The organism is Mesorhizobium sp. M1E.F.Ca.ET.045.02.1.1 (assembly GCF_003952485.1).
Taxonomy (GTDB): domain Bacteria; phylum Pseudomonadota; class Alphaproteobacteria; order Rhizobiales; family Rhizobiaceae; genus Mesorhizobium.
In genome coordinates, this window is the sequence record NZ_CP034447.1 from 566,499 (window position 1) to 583,894 (window position 17,396).

The 17,396-nt window shown below is 59.2% G+C and carries 14 protein-coding genes; 5 read left to right on the plus strand and 9 right to left on the minus strand.

The window, feature by feature from the left end; genetic code table 11:
* Positions 1 to 247: 247 nt before the first annotated feature.
* The 4 genes from EJ070_RS02640 to EJ070_RS02655 form a co-directional block, all read right to left on the minus strand.
* Positions 248 to 1,435 carry a DUF2235 domain-containing protein gene (locus EJ070_RS02640; RefSeq protein WP_091600486.1) on the minus strand — a complete coding sequence of 396 codons (1,188 nt, stop codon included), beginning with the start codon at positions 1,433 to 1,435 and terminating at the stop codon, positions 248 to 250.
* A 676-nt stretch (positions 1,436 to 2,111) separates the two neighbouring features.
* The gene (locus EJ070_RS02645) at positions 2,112 to 3,140 is read right to left on the minus strand and encodes a patatin-like phospholipase family protein (RefSeq protein ID WP_091600488.1); all 1,029 of its coding nucleotides are present in this window, start codon (positions 3,138 to 3,140) and stop codon (positions 2,112 to 2,114) included.
* Between the two features lie 46 nt (positions 3,141 to 3,186).
* Positions 3,187 to 4,698, minus strand: coding sequence for a hypothetical protein (locus EJ070_RS02650; RefSeq protein ID WP_126089952.1), 1,512 nt, complete (start codon positions 4,696 to 4,698; stop codon positions 3,187 to 3,189).
* 32 nt (positions 4,699 to 4,730) lie between these two features.
* Positions 4,731 to 6,632, minus strand: a complete 1,902-nt coding sequence (locus tag EJ070_RS02655; protein WP_091600490.1) for a hypothetical protein — start codon at positions 6,630 to 6,632, stop codon at positions 4,731 to 4,733.
* A gap of 624 nt (positions 6,633 to 7,256) precedes the next feature.
* Here EJ070_RS02655 and EJ070_RS02660 point away from each other — a divergent pair.
* The 4 genes from EJ070_RS02660 (at position 7,257) to EJ070_RS02675 (ending at position 10,289) form a co-directional block, all read left to right on the plus strand.
* Positions 7,257 to 7,589 (plus strand): hypothetical protein, encoded by a 333-nt coding sequence (locus tag EJ070_RS02660; protein ID WP_091600491.1) that lies wholly within the window; start codon positions 7,257 to 7,259, stop codon positions 7,587 to 7,589.
* Positions 7,590 to 8,438: a hypothetical protein gene (locus EJ070_RS02665; protein WP_126089953.1), complete on the plus strand. Its 849-nt coding sequence runs from the start codon at positions 7,590 to 7,592 to the stop codon at positions 8,436 to 8,438.
* Between the two features lie 97 nt (positions 8,439 to 8,535).
* Positions 8,536 to 9,303 carry a hypothetical protein gene (locus tag EJ070_RS02670; protein ID WP_091600493.1) on the plus strand — a complete coding sequence of 256 codons (768 nt, stop codon included), beginning with the start codon at positions 8,536 to 8,538 and terminating at the stop codon, positions 9,301 to 9,303.
* Between the two features lie 119 nt (positions 9,304 to 9,422).
* Positions 9,423 to 10,289, plus strand: a complete 867-nt coding sequence (locus tag EJ070_RS02675) for a hypothetical protein (protein ID WP_091600494.1) — start codon at positions 9,423 to 9,425, stop codon at positions 10,287 to 10,289.
* 27 nt (positions 10,290 to 10,316) lie between these two features.
* On the opposite strand, the gene EJ070_RS02680 is transcribed toward EJ070_RS02675, so the two are convergent.
* The 5 genes from EJ070_RS02680 to EJ070_RS02700 all read right to left on the minus strand — a co-directional run bounded on the left by EJ070_RS02680 (position 10,317) and on the right by EJ070_RS02700 (position 16,241).
* A complete protein-coding gene (locus EJ070_RS02680) occupies positions 10,317 to 11,546 on the minus strand; it encodes a phospholipase D-like domain-containing protein (protein ID WP_189350325.1) in 1,230 nt (409 codons plus the stop codon).
* A 567-nt stretch (positions 11,547 to 12,113) separates the two neighbouring features.
* The gene (locus EJ070_RS02685; RefSeq protein ID WP_126089955.1) at positions 12,114 to 12,695 is read right to left on the minus strand and encodes a hypothetical protein; all 582 of its coding nucleotides are present in this window, start codon (positions 12,693 to 12,695) and stop codon (positions 12,114 to 12,116) included.
* Positions 12,692 to 13,978 (minus strand): hypothetical protein, encoded by a 1,287-nt coding sequence (locus EJ070_RS02690; protein WP_126089956.1) that lies wholly within the window; start codon positions 13,976 to 13,978, stop codon positions 12,692 to 12,694. Before EJ070_RS02690 ends, EJ070_RS02685 begins: the two co-directional genes overlap by 4 nt.
* Positions 13,971 to 14,927: a hypothetical protein gene (locus EJ070_RS02695; RefSeq protein ID WP_091600498.1), complete on the minus strand. Its 957-nt coding sequence runs from the start codon at positions 14,925 to 14,927 to the stop codon at positions 13,971 to 13,973. The genes EJ070_RS02690 and EJ070_RS02695 overlap by 8 nt, the downstream gene beginning before the upstream one ends.
* A gap of 3 nt (positions 14,928 to 14,930) precedes the next feature.
* A complete protein-coding gene (locus tag EJ070_RS02700) occupies positions 14,931 to 16,241 on the minus strand; it encodes a hypothetical protein (protein ID WP_189350328.1) in 1,311 nt (436 codons plus the stop codon).
* A 55-nt stretch (positions 16,242 to 16,296) separates the two neighbouring features.
* Between EJ070_RS02700 and EJ070_RS02705 the strand changes: the two genes are divergently transcribed.
* Positions 16,297 to 17,124 carry a DUF3800 domain-containing protein gene (locus EJ070_RS02705; protein ID WP_091600501.1) on the plus strand — a complete coding sequence of 276 codons (828 nt, stop codon included), beginning with the start codon at positions 16,297 to 16,299 and terminating at the stop codon, positions 17,122 to 17,124.
* Positions 17,125 to 17,396 lie beyond the last annotated feature (272 nt).

Genomic DNA, 17,396 nt, shown 5'->3' on the forward strand with positions numbered 1-17,396 from the left:
TGCCCCGACCTTGAATGCGTCCGGAATGTCTTTCGAGCCGGTATCGAACCCGCCAAGGCCAGGCGAGCGTGCCCCTGGCCCGCCCCTCGCGCTCCCCCTCCCGTCTGAGGCAGAGCGCAAAGCATCTACTATCTAGGTGGACGACGTTTACTCCATTTCCGCCCACGGCGCATCTTTCGCGCTCTGCATGTCAGCCGGAACGGCCAGATCCTGGAAGCAGACGGCGGCACTGCACGCCACTCAGCGGTCAGTGGATCTCGCCAACCGCCTTTCCAGGCTGTTCGGCATCGACCCAACCCATCACCGCGTCAAGATCGACGCCCTTGCGAGTCGACCACTCAACCAAATTGGCGGGCCGGTAGCTTGACGAATGGCGATACCGCTCGAAGACCGAGCCATCAATCGTCTCATTGACATTGATGTACGTCGCATCCGGGTCCCGGCCGGGAGGGGATGCAATGGGCCGAAGATGCCTCTTGCTGAGGATGGCGTAGGAGCCGCGCATGAACTCCCGGTAAGAGTCTGAAATCGGAGCGTCGAGGGCCCCGTCGTCCACCTCGATGTCGCTCCTGAACGCGAGACCGTGGGACCGGGCCTTTTCGATGATCCAGCTGAGAGGAGCCTGTGCAAGCAGATCATTCGGGTATCCGCCGCCCACATTACCGTGGGCGCCAGCAAACCAACGCTGCTCGACACTGCTGTAGGGACGCGGCGGTGCGATCACCGCCTGGGGATCGGTAGGGATTCTCTTCGTCCATAACGTCGGCATGAAGCTGTTGCGATGCTCATCGAGGGCAAGGGCGTGAAACGCATTCTCGATTGGCACCCTCAAGCCCGTGTCCAGAAATCGGAAACTGGTCCGACTGATGCCTTCCCAGCTGAACGCGGGAATGCCGAGCGCGCCGACAGTGTCCCAGACGGCCACCAGCTTGATCGGCACGCGGCGGGAGTATTTCAGCATCCAGCGTTCTTCCAGGGCAGAGGCCTTCAGCGGGCCTGCGACCAAGTCGTCATGAAGCTTCCACACGGTCAGCGCGTCGCGTCGGCGGTACCGGGCGAACAACTGGTTGACGCTTAACGGGGCACCCGGCCTCAACAGGCCACACTTGGTGATAAAGCCTGTCAGAGAACGCGCAGTGAAGGCGCCACGGCTGAAGCCGAACACGAAGATGTCGTCACCATCGTTGTAGTTTTCGACCAGCCACTCATAGGCATCAAGGATATTCCTGAGCAGCCCCTTCCCAAAGGCTCCGCCAATGACTCCGTTCACCCCGATATCATAGTAGGCGAGCTGGGCTGGGTTTCCGGTGTCTTTCGTTGAACACAGGGCGCGCAAGCGCCAGACATTGGTGTTGTCCGACACGGAATTCCAGGTTCCATCAAGGAAAACCGCCAGCCGCTTCTTACCCGGTCCCGCTGCCGATAATGATTCCATTTCGCTTCCTTGAAAAGGAAGACAGACCACGACATATGGCGGCTGTCCAGCGGTCCTAAGTCAGCGCCCTCCGGAGATTCTGTCCGGTTGCTAAGAAGGTGGGGTAACGCGGCCACAGATGGTGACAAAGGCTGAACTGCCCCAAGCGGCACGAGGCGCGAACAAGATCGAGTAGTCGCGGCTGCTGGTCGTGGGCCGGCCGATGGTGATCATGGACACGCCGACGTAGCTCCCGGTCTTGAAGCGGCCGATGAATTCGACAGGCATCGCCTATGTAGCGGAAGCACCCGTCGCGCCGGTCGAGCTTGAACCTCAGTGTCGGGTTCGGTTGCGTTGGTTCTTCCTGGGCCCTTGCCGGAGCAGATATGAGAATGGCGGCGCCGACAGCCCAGAGCAGCGGCCATTTGGAGGCACTATGGCGCATCACTTGGTCTCGGGGTCGGGCTCACCAAAGGTCTTCACGAAGATGGCCTTGCCAGTGCCTGAAATTTGCTTCTGGATGTCCCAGTCGAGCTTGCTGTCCCTGATGTAGAGACTGAGGGTACAAATCTCGCCGCGGCAGGCACTTGGCGTTGAGGACTGCTTGTCCTGGATAGAATATGAGGCGATATATCCAACGATAACGTCCTTGCAGTCCGTGTCGGGTAAGCGGCAAGGCGGCGCGTTTGACACTTTGCTACTTAAGGAGTTCCGGTGCATAGGATTTGACGCGTGCCATCGTGAGGGCCCGACCATGTCGCACCAAAACCTCATGCTCTTCGGCCTCCAATCTCTTTAAATCTGTTGCCACCAGCGAGGCGAAAGCGGCGTCGCCAGGCCGTTCCTCGCCTACCCGGCTGTCGATTGAAAACCAGATGGGTTTCGGGCCCTTTTTCGCGTCGTACGACAATTGCAGACGAGCAAATTGAAGACCTCTTACCTGCTCCATCATGATGTTGATCGCCTCCTTGAGCACGATTGTCCCGGACTCCGTCGGATGAGGGGACACGGCGAACGGCTTGCCGCCATCACTTACAAAACACACATCGACGGGATTGCGCCGCGCTCGCATCAACGGGTTCACGCCCAGATTATCGTAAATGCCTCCATCGCTCAGCGTCGCGTATTCGCTCAGGGAATTGGGATAGATGTCGGCATTGAGCCGTAGCGGGGGAAACACGGGCGGGAAAGCCGAGGATGCTGCCACGGCCAAGCTGATTGGATAGTTACTCGCATTCGCGGTGCCGCTCTCGTGCTCCCCCATCGTTTCTCCAGCGTCTTCTCCGGGCGCCAATGCCTTGCCTGCAACAAAGAAAAACATGTTGCCGGTGGCCAGGTTGGTGGCGTTGAGATAGATTCGTGGACCATCTCTGAGAGCGGATAGCCGTGCACCCGCGAACAGATCCCGATCGTAGCTTGCGCCAAGCTTCTCCAGGCGTGTTTCGAAGGGGTCCAGGATACCTCCGATGATCGAAGAGACGGCGATCGACTTTGTCAGCAGATAGTCCGAAAGGCCCTTCAGCACATCCTGTTTGCCCCAATTCAGCGCCAAGTAGGCGCCTGCCACGCTCCCGCCGCTCACGCAGCTGATGAGATCAAGCTTGTCGAGTAAGTCGAGTTCCTGGAGAGCCGTAAACGTCCCTACATGGAACGCGGCAGCACGAAACCCGCCCCCCGAGAGCGCAATTCCAAGTTTCTTGGTTTCGCCGTTGATTAGAACGACCATCGTATACCCCCCATTGAGAATTCCCCGCCGACCCGAGCAGCTGGCATCATGAAAGGTCGAACGTCATCTCAACAAAAAGATCGCTGTGTTCGATCTTGACCGGCCGCTTTGCTGACGTCGGGTTGTTTCGGAAAGCTCGTTTTTCGACGGTTGGATTACCGTCGCCCTGAACGATGCGTCCCTTGGTCTTTTCCTGCAACGCCTTGTAAAGCTCCTCGAACGGCATCCTCCACCCGCTTCCAGGTTCCGCTCGACCCTTACCTTGAATGGCCGCGACCGCCTCTACGACCGGTATCGCGGCTACTAGTCGTGGGTCGACCATGCGCTCCAGACCGAGCGCTTTGACCGTGGCATTATGACTCCCATGGTGTCCGACCTTGTAAAAGGTTGTCCGGCGCAACAGGTCCTCTGCGGTGACAGGTTTGCCCGAGGACATAGTCTTCGCGGCGGGAGGATAGGTCTGGTCATTCCAAGACAGCCAATTCCCCACCTGGGCGTCTCCGGGAAACAGCAATACCTGGCCATCGGGGAGTTCAAACGCCAGTGCCAGGCTGGTGTTGTTTGTATCCGAATCCATCTTCAGGGCCAAAGCTTCGATGGAGCCTGTCCAGTCGCTGTCAATCCTACGCCACTTTTCGGCCGGAGCGTCATACAGTTTGCGGACCCCCGACTTGGTCGCCTTCTTGCGACGGGTTTTCTCTTTCAGGGGTCTTTGGTAAACGGCCGAGAAAGGCAGGACTGTGTCGGTTCGATTGGCAAGAAGCGAGAGCTGGGCATTTACTGTGCTTTCCGCCGCCGCGGCGGCGTCCAGACGCGTCAGATATACCTCCTTCGCCTGTCCCTTGGATGGGGTGTCTTTTCGCAGCAAAACTTCATCTCGAGGCGGGCCAAGAACAAAGGCCTTGATATTGAACTCGTCGAGGTCAATGACCTGTCCAGGCTCAAGATAAGATGTTGAATCGGCACCAGCTTTATCCTTCAGCATTTGCATGATTTCGGCCGTCCCGAAGACGCCCGATGCACCTAGCCCGTTTATGGCGACTGGCCCGGCGAAAGCGGCAAGCGCCGCTGCCGTTCGCAAGCCGGGATGCGCATCGCCTTGCGCCAGCGTGGCCGCCGCCGCCAAAGCCTGCTTTCCCTTCGAAAATCGTGCCCTTAGGACCTGAGCCTGCGGATCTTTCAGGTTTTCGGTCCAAGCCATCCAAAGCCGGCCGATGGAAACCGCACCGTCAAGGAATGCGCCTTTTTCGAACGCAAACCCGGACAGATGGTCGTAGTGCTCGTGGGTTATGACCAGCAGGTCGATCCGGTTGCCGACGGTCTTCAGGACGTCTTTCGCGATCGCTGAAATGCGGGCCGGGCCTGCCTCAACTTCGGACAGGCGCTTTTTACCGATCCGGTTCACGACCTTCGGGTCAAGTTTGGCGATCAGATCGGCTCCAGCGGCAACGTTCTGGAGGACCCCACAATCTATAAGTATGGATCGCTCCAACTCCGCGCCGCCGTCGTCCAACGTGGTGCGAATGAGGAAGCAATCGCCCAAGATGCCGCGATACATCCTGATCCTCAAGAGCTTCAATATCCCCACACCTAACCTCCCCGGTGCACCAGAGCGAACGGTTCGTCCAACGCAGTGCCGGTCGATCCCCCTTGCAGTCCATAACCGAACGCAGTCGAGCCGAAGCGGTAACCCGCAAGGAAATCGCGTTGTTGCTCCAGCCGGGCATCGTCACTAATTCGCTTTCGGACTGCGTAACGCAGGTGACCCTCCCGAAGGTCGAAGATGAGTGTGGCACCACCGCGGAACACAAAGTCCGCGCCCGACGGGTTATCGCCGTGCTTGTCTTGAAGCTCCTGTTCGTTCTGATCGTAGAAGCCGCGCCGCTGCTGTACAATTTCAATGATAAGTTGGCGGAGATCCTGGCCGTCGGGTCCTGTTCGCCGGGAGGTTCTTACAGAATGAATTTCCACGGGCGGAGCAAATCCCTTCGGGTCCCCTGGCCGGCTCAGTATCGTCTCGCGGTCGTCATACGAGATCAAACCTCGTCGGAAGACTACTCCGCACACCTCTTGCCATGGCTTATCCTCGGTGGTCCGAAAGCTCTCCGATCCCAGGATCCACCAATGCACGCTCTCCGCGTTCTCCTCAGCGGCCTTGATTGCCGTCGTCCGATCGAATTTTGGCTCCAAATCCAGGTCCAAATCGTCATAATCGGCCGCCAGATGATGGACCGGCGCCTCCCACAACAAACTGTCGACAGCCAAAGAGAGACAGCCCTCCGGGATGATACCGCGCCGCCGAAACCCTTCTATGATGGCGAGCCGATAATTAAGCACGTCATCGGGCACCAGGTCATAGTCCGCCGTTATGATTGCCCGGAGAAAATCGCCAAAGCGGACGTCTACTGGCGGCAGGTAGTCGAGGGCGCGGATGCACATTCGCATCACGTGTTCCGCCGCCTTGCTCGCCTCCCGGGTTAATCGTTTGACCAGGTCTGGATGGAGGTTCTGGTCGGGACCAATGCCGGGTCTGATGCCGGCGATTCTGAGCAGATCAGCGGTGCGGTTCTCATAGATCGACAGAAAAGCATCGAAAACGGCCGCCACCAGGACCGCGCCGCGTTCGTGAGGCTCCGTCATGTCGTCGCGCAAGATCACGGGCGCAGCGCCACTGTGATCGTCAATCGCCTCGCGAAGGGCTCCGTCCCGGCCGGTAGCCTCGCCGAACTGCCGGGCGAGGCCGCTGAGGAGGGAGCGGTTGTCGAGGCTACCGCCGTCTTTCGCAATCTGGGCGCTGACTGCTTCCTCAAGCGAAAAATGTGAGAACAGAGCGACGATATCGGCAAAGGCTTCGTGGAACGCCAAGCTGTCTACGCTGGTCGGTTCAGCAAACCGCCGGTGAAGTCCATCCAGGATAGCATGCGTGACCTCGTGAACGATGATGTCATGCGAAAGCGCGGTAAACACCCATTTGGCGCCGGCGCTGTGCGCGGACGTCTGAAAATAGCCGAACAGGAGGGCCTTCTTTTCCCGGCTGTAATAAGCATTGGGCTCGCGAAGGGCATGGGGATAGATACGCAATTTATAGACCGGCTCGTATTTTCGCCCGTTGGGAACGCGACGCGGAGCCCAGAAGACTCTCCTGCCAAGCGCCCGTTCGAAAGTTCGAATAGTCTTCATTGCAACGGCGAACACCATCTGCTGGTGAAAGCGGGGATCGCCTTCCGAGGGGGCCAAGCCGTCCTGAGCCAGGAGGTAGGGGTGATTGAGGTCCACCGGCTCATAAAATTGGCCGCTGACCGGATCGATATCAATAACTTCAAGGTAGTCATTGATGGGGCCGGGCTGAATTTCTTCCTCCCAGCTCTGCTCCCAAGGTATTTTAATTGTTGCAACATTAACGCCTGCAGTCGCAGCCGACGTAGAAGCCTGCGGGTCGAAGGCATAGACCCGCAACCGGCGAACAGGCGGAGCCGTATATTGCCCCGACATGGCATTTCCCCCATCCCTAGTATTTCAAACACTACCGATTGAAATACTTACCGAGATTACACCCTCACTCTATTAGAAACATGCTCGAAACATCGGGTCAATGGCCGGCGCGCTTACAGGCATAAAAAACGGAAAATGTTCTTGCCGTATCGGAATAACCGGAGCACTCGATCACCAGACCCTGCCGGTTTACTTTCTGAAGAACGGTCGCTTTCGGGTCGTCATCACCGGGCTAGCGCGTCGCCGCCCGTCCGCACACTTCTTCTAAACCGTTCGCACTCCTGGGCTGACCTGTAGCATCCCATCTGAACGCTTGTTCAGGACGTTCAAGCCGCTTTATCAATCCCCGAAACCGCAGGCATCGTCTTCCCTAGCTGCTCCGTCGGCGGGTGACGCAGCAAGGCCGTTGATTGCTGGATCAAGGCAAGCCTGGCCACCGGGAGACGACGTAGGGGGGTCATGGCTGAGTTATCGAGTCCGTCGACATCTCAACTGTCAGAAGATGAGCGCGCCAGGATCTCAGACAATCAGCGGCGCGCCAGGCGTGAAAGGGGAAAATGGGGCGATGGCTCAGATCTTATAGTCGGTTTGATCGCCAGTATCCTGATTTTTGGATGCCTCTTTATGTTCGCCAAGAACTACGATGCGAGTAGGCCTGAACTGTTTTACCCATGTCTCCTCAGCGGCACCCTCGGGGCATCCCTTGGATGGGCAGCCGGAATATTCATATCACCTTACGGGGATGGTGAACGCGAAGCGTTTGCCAGCTTAGGAAAGCTCGTTTACGGATTTCTGAGCGGATACGCGTTCAGCAAAATCGATCCTCTGGTCATCGCCCTCCTGAAGCCGGAAGCGGCCGCGACTTCCAGCCCTGCCCTCATCTATGCGACAGTTGCGCTGGTGGCGTTTCTCACAAGCCTTGCACTCACCTACATAAGCCGCTCGTATTGGCGTTAAATGGCGATCCCTCCCGGCGTCACATTTTCCGAGGTGGGCGACATAGCGTTCGTTCATCAACATGATTGGTTGAGCCGGCTGATTGTTATCGGGCAGAAAGCGCTTGGAAGGCACGGGGCCCGATTCTCCCATGTTATGGTCTGTGTCGGTTCCGGGATTTGGGCCGATGCAACGCCAGAAAGCGGCGTGATGATTGCCGCCGAGTCAGCTATTTTCGACAGCTTAGCTCCCGGAGAGTTCCGCATCCTACGTCGACCCTCCATACTTCCGAGAGCGAGGCCAAAGCCGTCATTCAAGAACGCGTTGGACGCCCTCCAGCACGAAATCAGCAAGCAAAGTGCTTGGTTTTATGACTTCTTCTATTTTTGCTATCAGCGATATGACTACCTGCTGGGTTTTTCGCAATACGCGGCAAGTCGAACGTCATTTTGCTCAGATTTGGTCGAGAAGATCTATGCTCGCCGTGCCCCCGGATTGTTACAGGCCGGACGGCGCAACCGCATCTTCCTACAGGACTTATTTGCGATGGCTACAGACGCGAAATTTGATGACATAACTCAAGCGTTTTCCGAAGGCCGCCGGACATTCCCCTCTACCACGGACAAAGAGCGGGTTAAGCACATGCTGAACGTCATGGAATTTCGCCTGGGTGCGGCTTTGGACAACATCGCGGCGCTCGAACAGGGTGAAAGAATAAGGGTCGTTACCAGCAAAATGCCTGGAGGGGATCGTTTACCCCAGACCCCAATCGGTGAATCATTTGGCCCCGCCGAGCAACTCACCTGGAGTACAAAAGCGGCTGCAGTTGCGGCCCGAAAAAGGGTGCAAAAGCTAAAATTAAGGTGGTGAAGCTAAATCCATGGAGCACAAATGGCCCCATGCAGATTAGCCTACCTTGGCATCACGACACGGGCGACGGCATCGCCGACACGGATTCATTGACGCCGTGACGGAAGAAGACAAACCCAGTGTAACGGTCACCCTCAACGGCGACGGCGTGATCGCGCCGGCGCTTCAGGCCATCCGCTTGGCGACTGAAATGGTGGCCGTATGCACGTCAGCGATCGAGGCTACAGATCTCAACGATCTACCTCGGGACGGGTTTTCCGGGCTGAGCTTCGTGCCTCACGCCGATCAAGCCAAGGCCAAGCTAGCTTATCGCGCGTGGATATTGGGGAAGGCGTTTCAGGAACTGGCCAGGGGGCTGAGGGCTACGCTCGAGCAAGCCTACATCTACACGCTTGGTTTGAGGGAAGGACGCAAGGTCGAGACCTGGGGCGAGTTCGAGGACATTTATCTCGCGGCGGAAAAGAAGGCGTCGAGTCTCAATTTTCCAGATTTGCTGCTGGCCGTGCAGGCGCAATTGGCGACGAAGCTCGATTTCTTTGAGGAGTACCGCTCGCTTCAGAGGGCTCGGAACTGTCTGGAACATCGCAATGGCGTTGTAGGTCATATTGACTGCGACGAAGGCGCGGGGGCCCTTAGCCTGAAGTTGCCCCGTTTGAAATGTTCTACCGTCAGCGACGGGGAAGAGATCGAGGTTCACAAGAACCAGTACTTTGAAAAGGGCGCGACGATCAAAATCAAAAGAGACTTGCGTATTCGTGTCTTCGCCTTGGGGGAAACGGTCTCTTTCACCGCGGAGGAATTCAGCGAGATCGCCATGGCGCTTCGCTTGTTCGTCGCCGACATTGCGCCGAAGCTGCCGATTTAGACCACCGGAATGGCGGTGGGTTGTCGGAGTGCATGCCTGCGAGATGGGCCATTCGAACTGGCACTGTGTTCTCCGGATTCCTATATCTAACCGGCGCTATCCCATGGGGACCATGACTGATGAGTGACGATTCTCCCGACTCTCCCAAGCCCATCAAGCTTGAGGACCTTAAGGTAAGCACCGGCAGTGGTGCCAAGCCATTGAGCGAGATTGCAAAAACACTTGCAGGTATTGGGTCACACGTAAATCCTGCTAAAAACTTGGCCATCCGCCTGCAGGAACAGCAAGACAAGTTCAGTGATTTGCTCCGGCCCTCGAAGGAGGCGGAGGCGCTTCGGAAGCGCTTTGAATCGCTCACACAGCCGTCGCCTGCAATGAGGTCCATACTGGATCAGGTGGAAGGCCAAAGGCGACTGCTCGATTCAATCTCGAAGCCGGATGCCGGGGGGCTATTGACCGAGCGAGCTATTTCGGCCCCTAGAATGCCGGATTTCCAGATGCCCAGAAACCCCATTCTGGACACGAATGCGCAGCTGGCAGAAATCGAACGGAAGTTTGAAAGCATGCTGGATGTCATGACAAACGCCGCGCGGATCGGCAACGATATTCAAGCCCAGGCAACGACCTTTATAGGAAAGTTCGAAGAGGCCTCCAGCCAGACCGACAGTTCAGCCAAAAAAGCAATTCTTGTCGGCGTATTTGCGCTCGTGATCGCCACGCTGAGTCCCTTCGCCCCGATGGTCGTTGATTACTTTTCGCCAAATCGCACCGTTCCGGCGATCGAGGCTCTCACGCGGGAGGTGGTTTCTGCCGATCGGGCGGCTAGCGCTGACAACCAGAAACTAATTGAGGCGCTCAAGGAGCGCGACGATCAGGCGACCGGAAGAATTGTCGAGGAAGTTCGCCGCAGGCAGGACGAAACGAATGCCATTCTGCGGGAGCTCATTGAGACCCTGAAAGATCGCAATGTGCCTGCCAACCCCTGAGAACCGGGCTCTGGCGCAAGAGTAGCTCTATGCGAACAGCTCACGGTCTCGGATCTTGAACGGGTCTGTATAGTCCTCAGCCCACCATGGGTCTTCACCGGCCGTAGGCGCCTTTTGCAAGGACGATGTCTTTTTGGCCTCTGCAGCGTCTTCCTGGGTGACGCGGAAATGGTAGTCGTCGAAGATGCGTATCCCTTCGACCATATACGATGTCGCAATTTTTTGGTCGCGGATGAGGAGCAGGTTCTCTCCGTTCTGAAGGTCAGCGGGCTTGCTGAAGTTGTAAGAACCGGTCCACACGCGGGCGTCAGGTGTGTTGAAATCGATTACCAAACTTGTGGTGCAGATTTGGCCCGATGCCGGTGTAAGGTTCGACCTTAAACGGCGTCGGCACGTGTTTGTTGAGGCGAGCGAAATAGACGGGTGCAGTGTTGCCATTGGGCTTATGAACGGTGACACCGGTGTTGTTGTCGGAAATGCCGTAGGTGAAACCGGGCTGTTGGTAGCCGCTTCCACGGCGTCGGTTACAGCACCGCCTGTGATGCTCAGGAAAGCCAGGGAATAGAGGAGGCAGGCCTGGGCCTTTTCGACATCCTGGCCGATTTCCGCAAGGCGGGCACGGGCTGTGTCATGGGGAGAAAAGGTGATGCTGGCATCAATGCCCGCCAAGCCGAGCGGATGCCAGTCGGGTGAGGGACCGTTGGCGAACCCATCCTTTTTCCAATAGGCCTCGAACGCAGCCTTGAGGGGGGCGACGGCTTGAGCGCCCGTTAACAGCAAGGCGTTGTTCGATTGAACATAGAGCCCGCGCCAGCTGAAGTTTGTCGAACCGCAGACGGCGCGCGGGACGGCCGCATCCACGATAATCATCTTATTATGTTGGAGACCTCCCATCCGTTCCCGCTTGACGTTGTCCTCGCCAGCGGAAGCCTTGAGCAGTGTCTCGGACTGGGTCTCACCACTTGTCTTGAGCCCATGCTTATCGCTGTCGTCGATGATCATCCTGAGGCGCGGACCGAGCGCGAACAGGCGGTCCATGATTTCGCTTTCGCTCATGTCGTAGGCGACCATGCTGACCGTTGCGGCAGGATCGGCTACTGCTGCATCCAAAAGCGCAAAGATCTCTTTTCGGGCCTCCAGTCCCATCCATTCGTAGGCATCGTCCGCGTCCGGATGCGTCGGCTTGAACGTGGTGCCCTGAGCGACGCGGGCGGGCAGCAATGTTTTGAGCGGCCCGCGAGCCTGATATTTGTCCACGAATGGTGGCGCTGCCGTCCGACGTTTCCATGCTAGGGCACACATGCGACGGTGAAGCTTGCGCCTCAAACGTGGCCTGTGCGCAGCTGGAGCTTCACCGACCTGGCCCTCGACCGAGCAACGTGAAGCGCGACTTGCGTTCTCGGGTCCCGCTACCATATGTAAAAAGACATACCTGCCATGCATCGCCGCCTGCGGCGTTTTGGTCCGATTGGCCTGTTGACAACTTGCCAAATAATCGTACCCTCAGTGCAACGCGCTGCACGAACGTATTTACTTCATTTTAACGCTGTGCCATAAAAAAGGCAGACGGTGATTCCACCGCCTGCCTTCTGTTTGTGCGTACCTGCGGACGTGGCGCCGTAAGACTGCCCAGACCACAGGTCCGTACCGTTGCAAGTCGGTTCTAGTGCCCCAAGGCTCCATTGACAAGCCACAGGCTAGTTGCCGGCGGCGCGCGCACACGGAAATGATCCGTTGCGTGCCCGTTCCGGCCAACCATAGGAACCGACACAGATGCCTGCAAAACTGACCTTTTCCCCGTGGGCAACGGGGACATGGCGCTGATCAACCTCGACAACAAGCGAAATCGGGCTTGTAGTAGATGATTGCGGCCGCGGCGGCGATGGTCAGCAGATTGAGCACGATGCCATAGGGCTTCAGCGCCAGGAGATTGCGGTAATAGCCGTAGGCGATGTTCTCGTTGAAAAGAATCCGAAATTTCTCGGTGTCGCGGGTGTTCTCGCGCAGCCAGTTGTAGCACTGCACATAGAACGCAGCCGCTTCGTCGGGGTCCTCGACTTCCATGTCGCGCGTCGGCGCCGGCTGCTCGAGCTGCTTGGCGAGGAATTTGCGGTAGCGGTCCTTGGTCCGCTCGTCGAGTGTCTTATCCAGGTGGTTCAGTTCGCGATTTTCCGGTCTCCCGCCGGTCGTCGCGAACAGCTGTCTCTCCTTCCTCTTGCCCAGGCGGCGGGCCACATTCGAGGCAGCGAAGAACAGGACCATGACGGCGAGACCGATGATGGCCTCGGGGAGGCTCGGCTGAACCCAGTTGAAGGCCAGCACAATCAGGACAATGACCGGGGCAATCGCCAGAGCTGCCGGCGCGAGGCGCGCCTTGATGGAGTAGGCGTCGAGGTAATCGTTCATGGCGCGTCCTGATGCATGATGGCATGGTACGTGGCTGGAGTGGCAATGAGAAAGGATGGCCGGCGGCGCTCGCTCCACGGCGACCTGCTTGGCCGTCTTGCGGTCGGTGGGCGAGGGACCTTGTTCGGCGAGGTGGCTGTGCCAGGTACCCACATCAAGCAGCGAGCGGCCGCTTTCCTCGAAACGGGCATCGATCGATTCTTCATGCCCTTCGTTCCAAGCACGAACAGCGTCGGCGTCCTCACGCTGTCTTCTGGCGCCTCGATCAGGTCGACCACCGTGACAGTCTTCATGAGAGAACTGCAGGAGCCGATCAGAAGGCCTCCCGTCTCGACATTGGGAAACCGCGCGGTCTCTTCGCGGATCATGCCGGCGACGTGCGACGACAGACGCAAAGTCCATTCGCTGCCCTCGACCGGGATTTCCAGGAATTTTGACACGGAGAGGCGGCGCCAACTTGTCGATGGGCTATCGGGCTCTGCCACCCCCACGACCAGTTCTCCGCCATCGGCATTGGCGCCGGCGAGGCGCATGAGTTCCTCGGTGGCCATGGCGGTCATCGCCGAAAGGCGCGCGTCGGTCATCGGCATAGTCATGGAGCCGCAGCCTTCCCCGATCTGAATTTGCGTCAGCCCGAACTCGGGATCGAACAACAATGTCCGTTCATAAGGCGTCACGGTCGCGGACAGCACCGCCTGCAGGTCGGCGAGGCTCGGATTGCGGTTGCTTCCCTTATGAAATACGAAACCGCCACGGCCGCGCCCGAAAAGGGCGATCTCCGCCATGCGTGCCGGCAGCTCGGCAGGGCTCACCATTGACAGGGCATCGCGCACCAGGCTCGATGCGGTCGTGTTGAGCAGCGTGCCGGTCCCGGGCGGCGAAATCAGCAGGCGATTGTCCGCACGCTTCAGGCCCCTAACCACGTCAATCAGATGGGCTTCCGGTTTCTGCCCGAGCAGGGCCAGCTCGTCAGACAGTTCAAACGCCTTCGGCCACGGCAGGGGTGGCCGCACGAGGGCGTGCCGGGCCATGTTGTGGGGCCGCAGCTCGTTGCTGTCGGAGACGGCCAAGATCTGGGCGCCGGCACGGGCCAGATGCAGAGCGGTTTTCGATCCGACGCTGCCGCAGCCAACCAGGCTGAATGGCGGATAAGAGGGAGCTGCCGACACGGCGCGGAGAAGCGCGGGCGTCGTGCGACCCAGTTGCTCCATGGCAACGGCGGCTCTCGCGTTGGGCCCTTCGAACAGCGAGGCCCGCTTCTGCGGAGCCGTGATTTCAATCAAGAAGCAACTCGATCGTCGACGCCCGCCCGATCAGCCGAAAAGGTCGCCGCACGCCAAACAAAACGGCGATCGGGAAGGTCGCGTCATCGGTTTTGCCCGCCCAGCGCCGCTGGAGCCTGTCGAGGAATTTCGCAAACTCAACGCCGCAGCCGAAGGCCTCAGCGCGTTGTGCCAAGTCGTCAAGGTTCGCTACCGTCTCAGGCAGCACCGCACTTGTGATGGCGCCATTTGGCGGCCAGATCAGCACCGTCGCGGTGATGCCGCTGTAGCGTCCTTCGCTTTCGGCCTCAAAGGGGAAAGCAGACATGTTGCCGACGGCAGCGGCAAATTCATTGTGCGCCGAGAGGGTGTAGGACCTTTTGCCAGCGAGATCCTTGCCCTTCATGAATTTGGTAGCAAGCCATACCGAGCCGGACTTGTCGGTGATCTGGCTTCGGGCGAAGTCCGCATCGATAATAAGCCGGTCCGGCAGGCCTTGGCGCATCACGGGTTCCCAGCCATGATCCGGATCCATCAAGGTGCCAATTGCTGCGCGACCGAGCCAAACGCCCATCTGGTTGACGATGGCCCCGATGCCGAGTTCGATCAGGCCGTGCTGATTGAAATATTCGTCCTGGTTGCCATCCACAAGACAGGGGGTTGGACACACGTTTTCCGAGCCGGGCGTCAGATGGTGCAGGTTGCGCGGAAAGCCCTTGCGCAGGGTGAAGGTGGGGCACCGCCACGGGTAGTCAGCGCCAAGCAGGACCTCAACGCGTTCGACCGGCAGGACGCCGTTAGGGGCGGTGCCCTTGGCGTGCCAGTGCGTTGGCATCTCCACGGCCAGATCAAGGAACAGGGTCGCCACGTCGTCACCGACGGCGATCAGGCCACAGCGCTGGCATTGCGGAATCTCTGTTGCGACACGCAGAAAGTGTTCCGCGTGCCGCTTCATGTCTGCCGAGGCCATGGCTCAGCCGTGGGATCTGGGCGTCGTCGTCACTCCGGTCACGCCGGCGATCGAGGCGGCCTTTTTCGGGGTCAGCGCCAGCTGCTTGGATGTGCCGACGCCGGTGATGTTGAACTCGACCGGCCCGTCGTGCTCATCGGCATACTCGGTCGTGCAGATGAAGCGTTCGGCCGAGGTGATCGAGACATATTCCCGCTTGGCCCGCTCATGAGGCGGGTTGTCGTCGTCCTTTTTGATGGGCTTGCAGGAGGCGACGATGATGGCGCCGTCACGGGTCTGGGAGAGTGCGTTCCTGGCGTCCTCGGACACCTTGACCTTCTCGCCCATCTCGGACCAGCGGTCGTGGCTCAGGGTGCGCCAGGAGCAGTGGTGCGGCGTCTCCATGACATCGTAGCTGAGCCAGTCCTTGTTACTGTCCTTGTGGCGCTGCCACAGCCGGTCCCAGATGGAGACGTCCGCGTCGCCACCGGTCAGGAAGCGGCAGCGGTCGGCCACGCCGTCGCCGGCGATGGAGAACCGCACGATCGCCGAGGAGTTGTTCTTCTCGAGGACTTCGATCAGCTCCTTGTCGTCTTCGTCGACGTACATCGGCGCCAGCAGGCGGCCTTCGAACTGGCCCGTGTTCACGCGGTCAGCTGCGGTCAGCAGGCCGTCCTGCTTGACCGGGATGTCCGTGAGATCATCGGTCTTGCCGTCTTTATCCTCACCGAGGATCAGGATGCGGTCGCCTGAACCGGTGCCGGTCAGGCCCTTCTCTTTGAACAGCGCGACCCGGCGCCGCGCTTCGGTGGCCCACGCCTTGGCCTCGTCGCAGAGCTTGTGCTGCTTGCTGGCGCGCCGGAACACGATCGGCGACGACCACATTTCGCGGATCAGGATGAGGTTCTCGTCACCCTCCGGGAAATCCTCGGGCGGGCCGAGGTGGAAATGCGTCGTGAGCCCGGTCACGTGGTCGGAATCCGGGTGCGAGAGCAGGAAGGCGTCGACGTAGAGCCGGCCCTTGTCGTCGCGGGAGAGGCGCCTCTTGAGATCCTGGGCAACGTCGTAGGTGTCGTCCTCGGGATCGTCGGCGGCGGCGCGGATGTTGATGTCGACGAGGATCGTTTGCCGAGCTAACCCATGGAAAGCTTGCGGCCCTCGGCATCCTCGCCGCCGTGCATGCGGGCTACCTGATCTTTGCGTCACCAAGCGAGCCACGCTTGACGCCTCGAAGGCATATGCCCGCCAACTCACCCTCAGCTGCGAGACGCTGATGGTGCAGATGAAATCGGCCTGAGCTGCAACGTTCCCTGTGGCGCGCACGAGTGTCGCCAAGCTGTACAGGTTCAGGTTTTTGAGCCAAGCTGGTGCGGAAATTGAAAGCCTGCCCGTGACCGACCGCGAAATCCACCTTTACCTCGATGACAGCGGCAGCCGTGAGCCAGACCGAGAGCCCAGAGAGAAGCGCCGGGACGAAATGGATTATTTCGCCCTCGGCGGCATCCTCATCAACGAGGAAGACGTCGATGAGCTCTATGCCCGCCACAAGGCCTTCTGCCAGAAGCACGGCATCACCTACCCGCTCCACTCCTGGGCGATCCGGGGCGGCCGTGGCGACTTCGGCTGGCTGAAGAAGCCGGAGTCCGCTTTTGAATTCCTGGGAGACTTGCAGGGGATGCTGCTTGGGCTGCCCGTGATCGGCATCGCCGCGGTCATCGACCGACCGGGCTATGTTGCCCGCTACCGCGACCGGTACCGGGACCAGCTCTGGTTCATGTGCAAGACCGCCTACTGCATCCTGATCGAGCGCGCCGCCAAATATGCCCGCAGCCAGGACCGCAAGCTGCGCGTGTTCTTCGAGCGCGCCGGCAAAGCCGAGGACCGCGACCTGGTGGCCTACACGCGGATCCTGAAGACGCAGGGGATGCCGTTCGACGGCGCCAACTCCGCCAGCTACGGGTCGTTAACTGCCGAGGAGTTCAGGGACATCGTGCGCGGGGAGCCCCGCGGCAGAACCAAAGCCACGCCGATGTTGCAGATCGCCGATCTCTACCTCTATCCGATGGCCAAGGGCGGCTATGACCCGTCCTACCGGCCCTACAGGGCCCTGATGGACCACAAGCGTCTCATCGACGCGCACCTGCAGCCCGAGGACCTGGCATCCTGCGGCATCAAATACAGCTGCTTTGAACGGATAAAAAACAAAGACCCGGACTAGCCGGGCCTTCGTTTTGAAAAGTTCGGCTGGCGCCTGGCGCCAACCCCGGAGCGATGCTCACGCCCAAAGTATGGGTATTGACGCTCTCTTTGTCAACACCCCGGGTGAACCTCTGGTCGGGGGGTCCCTATCTTATCGCTTGCATATAGCACGGTTCGTCTGATCGGCACTTCATATTATCAAGTCCTCTTCTTTGGGTGCAGCGCGGTTCCCCGGCCCCTGAATCCAGGGACATAGGCCGGGCGAACCTTGAAACACCCTCCCCCTGAATG